Genomic DNA, 4,980 nt, shown 5'->3' with positions numbered 1-4,980 from the left:
GGGCCAGCAGCACCAGGCCAGCGGAAGGCCATGGGGCCCGGTGGATCTCAGCACTGCTGGAGGGGTCTGTCATGAATCGGGCGCGGCCAGGAATCCGGGTGGCTTCTACGATCGGGGTTCTAACGTTCGCGCCAGCGGCCGCCGTGACCAGTTTCCTGACCGCAGAACGGGTCGATCAGGCGCACGTAGGCCACGACACCCGGCGTCTGCGGTTGTTCAGCGGCACCGCCAATCAAGCCCTGGCACGGGAAATCGGGGCTTATCTCGGCGTACCCGATGGCCCACGCGTGATCAAGCGCTTCGCTGACGGTGAGCTTTATATCCAGATCCAGGAATCGATCCGCGGCTGCGACGTGTTCCTGATCCAGCCCACTTGCGCTCCGGTGAACGATCACCTGATGGAGCTACTGGTGATGGTGGATGCCTGCAAGCGCGCCTCCGCCCGGCAGATCACCGCTGTGATCCCTTACTACGGCTACGCCCGCGCCGACCGCAAGACCGCCGGGCGGGAATCGATCACCGCGAAGCTGGTGGCCAACCTGCTCACCGTGTCGGGTGTGGATCGGGTGCTGGCGATGGATCTGCACTCCGCCCAGATCCAGGGGTATTTCGATATTCCCTGCGATCACATCTACGGCTCACCGGTGCTGGTGGATTACCTGGCCGGCCGCGACTTTGGTGATGTGGTGGTGGTCTCGCCTGATGTGGGCGGCGTGGCCCGGGCCCGGGCTTTCGCCAAGCAAATGAAGGACGCCCCTCTGGCGATCATTGACAAACGCCGCTCGGGGCACAACGTGGCAGAAAGCCTCACCGTGATCGGCGATGTGGCCGGCAAGACGGCCATCCTGATCGACGACATGATTGACACTGGCGGCACCATCTGCGCCGGTGCCCGGCTGCTGCGCCAGAACGGCGCCACCCGCGTGCTGGCCTGCGCCACCCACCCCGTGTTCTCAGGGCCTGCGATCGAACGCCTCTCAGCGCCAGGACTGTTTGAGGAAGTGATCGTGACCAACTCGATTCCGCTTTCCGACGATCGCCGCTTCCCGCAGCTGCAGGTGCTCTCGGTGGCCAACATGCTGGGAGAAGCCATCTGGCGCATCCACGACGAGAGCTCCGTGAGCTCGATGTTCCGTTGAGCAACGGCAGCCTCAGGCACTGGATTGCCGCCGCACTGCTCAGCCTGCTGCCGGCAGCGGCTTGGGCTGATTCACGCCGAGTGGGAGTGTGGCTCACTAACAGCCCCAGCCCGCTCTATTACCAGCCCCAGCGGATCGAACAGGCCGTAGGCGAGCTGGCGGAGGCCGGCTTCAACACGCTCTATCCCAACGTCTGGAGCCGCGGCACCACGTTTCACCGCAGCCGCTGGGCCCCGATCGAGCCGGCGCTGGTGCAGTCGGGGGCTCGCCACGATCCCATCTGCCTGATGACAAGTGCCGCCCACCGCCGCGGCTTGCAGGTGATTCCCTGGTTTGAATACGGCCTGATGGAACCCGCCGAAGCGGAGGTGGTACGCCAGAACCCGGAGTGGGTGCTGCAGAAACGCGATGGCACCAGCGCCGTGACCATGCACGGCAAACAGATGGTGTGGCTCAACCCCGCCCACCCCGGGGTGCGCGAGCGCTTCCTCGGCCTGATCGGCGAGATCGTGCAGCGCTGCAAGGTGGATGGCATTCAGCTCGATGACCACTTCGCCTGGCCGGTGGAACTGGGCTACGACCCCTACACCCGCGCCCTCTATGCACGGGAGAACGGGGTTCAGCCGCCCGACAACCACACCGACCGCACCTGGATGGTATGGCGGCGCAAGCAGCTGAGCAGTCTGCTGCGGGAGTTGCGCGCCACACTCAAGCGCAGCGGACTGGGCAGCCCTTACGTGAGCCTGTCACCCGGGCCGTTTCGCTTTGCCTACAACCACTGGCTGCAGGATTGGGAGCTCTGGGCTCTCGGCGGCCTGATCGATGAGCTTGTGATTCAGAACTATGCCTATTCGCTCAAAGGTTTCGAGCGCGATCTGCAGCAGCCGGCGCTCGTGAAGGCCAGCAGCTGGGGCATTCCCGTGGAGATCGGCATTCTCTCAGGTTTCGGCGGACGCACCACCCCAATGCCCACCCTGAGCGAGAAGGTGCGGCTGGCTGCCGCGCGCGGCCACGGCGTGATCTATTTCTACTGGGAAGGACTCTGGGGAGCCCATGCCGGAGCGGAGGGGGGAACAACACGTTTTCGGATGTTGCAGCAGCTGCACCGATCGTTGAGCGGAGTCCCGAACAGCCAGCTCTGAGTTGCCGTACGGGGCCAGCTCACATGCGGTTGAGATAGGCGTCGAATTCCTGCAACGACACCACCTCATCCACGTTCCCATCGAGCAGCAGCTCCAGTTCCTCATCCGAGAGGCTGAGAATCTGTTCGGCCTGAGCCCGCAGCAGCGACACGCGGGACACCTGAAAGCCCTCCGCTTCCGCAATGGCTGAAACCTGCGAGAAATCGGCACCCTGGAGGCGCTCCTGCAGATCAGGGCGGGAGGCCACGTGATCGAGAAAGGCGGGCAGGTCGAGCGGGGCGCCGGCCATCACCGTGCTGGAGCGTTGGTGGGGCTGAGGTTAAACGACCCTCAGATAGGGAGTGGCCAAGCCGGGAACGGCATCACCGGTGAGCAGCCCAGCGAAGCAGCTGCGTTGGTTGGCGCGGCGCAGCAGTGCGGCCTGATCGCGCAGCAATCGGCCACAGCCAGTTAGAGCGTGGTGATCCGCCAGCTGGCCATCGCCGTAGCCATAAACCACCACATAAGCCAGCCGGGGTTGAGCCGCCGTGTGGCGGGGGGAGCCATGCAGGGTCCAGGTGTCGTGCATCAGGCAGTCGCCTGGGCCCAAACGGTCGTAAACGGCCATCGGCAGCAGGGCAGATCCCGCAGCCTGCTCCTGCAGACCCGCCTCGAAGCTCAGTTGATCCTCCACCTGCAGGGCGCAGCTGCGCTGACTTCCATCGATGTAATGCATCGGCGACGCGTCGGCATTCACCTGCGTGAGCGGAATCCACAGGGTGAGCGACTGCAAACCATCCACCGGGATGAAGGTGCCGTCTTGATGCCAGGGCGTTGGTTCACCGCCGGGAAGCTTGAAGTAGGCCTGGTCGCGAAGCAACCAGATGTCGTGTCGGTTGAGCAGTCGTTGCATCCAGATCGCCGGCGGGCCCTCCAGCAACCAGCCCTCCAGCCAGCCGGAACGGCGCCAGAGCTGCTCACGAAACGACCAACCGGCGCCATAAGCCCCCACCTCCTGATCCATCCCAGCCGAAGAGGCGGAAGCCGCTGGAGCCGTGAGATGCTCAAGTTGTCTGCGCAGCTGGGCGATCTCGGCGCGGGGAAACAGCCCCCTGAGACCGAGATGACCTCCATCGCGCAAGCTGCTGCGGGCGGACGCGAGATCGCCGGGATCCAGAAGCTCAGGACGCCGGATCCGCATCAGCAAAGCCTGGCCAGGCCTGCGACGCTAGGGCAGCGATGGGGATCCGCCGATGATCGCTTCCTGGGCCGATCTGTTGGCCGAGCCCGAGCTGGCAACGCTGCACCCATGGCAGCGCCTCGCGGCCGAGCAACAACAGCTGCTGCTGCAGATCAACCCACGGCAAGCGCCGGTGGTGGGGTTCGAAACAAGCCGCAGCCAACGCTGGCAGCAGGCCGACCTCGCCCTGCTGCTCCTCAGCCAGCAAAGCCGTCGCTGGGGGCCCTGGCTCTCGGAGCTGATTCCCGCGGGTCCGGGCCAAGGGCTGGATGCCTTCCTCAAGCTCGAAGGCTGTCGGCCGGAAACCTGGCTGGAGATCTGTCGCCGCAGCGCCGGCGAAGCCGGCTGCCGGCTGCTGGTGTTCAAGAACCCGATCAAGCCACTGCCCCTGGGCAGCGCCCGCGACCTCTGTCTGGCCTTTGCAATCGAGCAGGCTACCAGCCTGGAGGGGCTGCCCCTCAACACCATTGCTGAACGCTGGTGGGAGGAGGTGGCCAGCAGTGGGCTGGATCAGGTGATTCAGATCGGCCTCGATCTGAGCCAAACCCCGATCCGCTGGAGGTTGCTGCTGGGCAGTGCTCAACCCTCCGTAGACGTGCTCCGCCGGCACGGGATTCCGGAGGCTTGGCATGAGGAGTTGATCCAGTGGCCCCACCACATCGCCTTGAGCCCTGATGGCAACCCGGGCCAGTGCGGCCTGGAAATCCTGCCGCGCTATCGACGCGATCTGAGCCTGGCGGAACTGCAGGAGCCGCCACCCCGGGATCGGGAGCAGTGGCCACGATTTCTCAGCCGGCATCGCCTGATCAGCGAACAGCGCCTGCGAACGCTGCAAGGCCTCGCCAATGGGCTGCTCTGGCCCATCCGCCCGCCGCAGCAGAGCCGGATTCTCTGCGGCGTGAACCACCTCAAGCTGGTGATGCACAACGGCACTGCCGTGAATGCCAAGGCCTACGTGGGGGCCTTCGTTGGGGTCACCACGGCCGTTGGGATCACCACAGCCGTTGGGGTCAAAGCAGCACTCACCGCCACGGAAAACCTGCAACAACAGCTTCTGCAGCACTGGCGAGCCCATGAGCAGAGCCCGTGGAGCGGCTTCGACCTGCGGCCGGGGCGCTCCGATGGCTGGGTCACCGCGGCGGTGCTCTGCCTGCTGGCGGTGGAGCCGGATCCTTGGCTGCAGCAAACCCAGGGCCAGCGCCGTGCCGACCTGTTCAGCCGCCTGCCCAGCGGGCAAGCACTGGGCTTCAACCAACACACTCCAACCGATGCCGACTCCAGCATCTGGTTGCAACGCTGCCGGCTGGCCCACGGCCTGGCCGCCGATCCCCAGTTGCAGCGCTACATCGCCAGCCACTGGTTGGGCGATGGCATTGCCACCTACACCGATGCAGACGGCATCGCCGCCTTCATCGATCGAGCCGGCCAGGCTTGCCCCGTCTGGACCCGCCCCAATGACTGCGTTCTGGCCAATCTCTCC

General features: G+C 65.3%; 5 protein-coding genes. 3 read left to right on the top strand and 2 right to left on the bottom strand.

All coding sequences use genetic code 11. From position 1 onward, the window contains the following. The first annotated feature begins 143 nt into the window (after positions 1 to 143). Positions 144 to 1,139 (top strand): ribose-phosphate pyrophosphokinase, encoded by a 996-nt coding sequence (locus tag ACIQ2E_RS12425; RefSeq protein WP_296442546.1) that lies wholly within the window; start codon positions 144 to 146, stop codon positions 1,137 to 1,139. Further along, positions 1,136 to 2,281 carry a glycoside hydrolase family 10 protein gene (locus ACIQ2E_RS12420; RefSeq protein ID WP_398330988.1) on the top strand — a complete coding sequence of 382 codons (1,146 nt, stop codon included), beginning with the start codon at positions 1,136 to 1,138 and terminating at the stop codon, positions 2,279 to 2,281. Before ACIQ2E_RS12425 ends, ACIQ2E_RS12420 begins: the two co-directional genes overlap by 4 nt. Before the next feature lie 19 nt (positions 2,282 to 2,300). On the opposite strand, the gene ACIQ2E_RS12415 is transcribed toward ACIQ2E_RS12420, so the two are convergent. Both ACIQ2E_RS12415 and ACIQ2E_RS12410 read right to left on the bottom strand, forming a co-directional pair. Then, complete coding sequence (locus ACIQ2E_RS12415; RefSeq protein WP_398330985.1) at positions 2,301 to 2,570, bottom strand: Nif11-like leader peptide family natural product precursor; 270 nt, start codon at positions 2,568 to 2,570, stop codon at positions 2,301 to 2,303. Between the two features lie 30 nt (positions 2,571 to 2,600). Further along, positions 2,601 to 3,461, bottom strand: a complete 861-nt coding sequence (locus ACIQ2E_RS12410) for a phytanoyl-CoA dioxygenase family protein (RefSeq protein WP_398330982.1) — start codon at positions 3,459 to 3,461, stop codon at positions 2,601 to 2,603. A 52-nt stretch (positions 3,462 to 3,513) separates the two neighbouring features. Between ACIQ2E_RS12410 and ACIQ2E_RS12405 the strand changes: the two genes are divergently transcribed. Beyond that, the coding region (locus ACIQ2E_RS12405) for a hypothetical protein (RefSeq protein WP_398330979.1) at positions 3,514 to 4,980 on the top strand (1,467 nt) is incomplete at its 3' end.

It is taken from the genome of Vulcanococcus sp. (genome assembly GCF_044369115.1).
In the GTDB taxonomy this organism is placed as follows: Bacteria; Cyanobacteriota; Cyanobacteriia; order PCC-6307; family Cyanobiaceae; genus Vulcanococcus.
This window is presented reverse-complemented; position numbering and strand designations above follow the sequence as displayed.

Coding starts and splice junctions, on each gene's coding strand:
- ACIQ2E_RS12410 (WP_398330982.1), bottom strand. CDS start 3,461: ATGCGGATCCGGCGTCCTGAGCTTCTGGATCCCGGCGATCTCGCGTCC.
- ACIQ2E_RS12415 (WP_398330985.1), bottom strand. CDS start 2,570: ATGGCCGGCGCCCCGCTCGACCTGCCCGCCTTTCTCGATCACGTGGCC.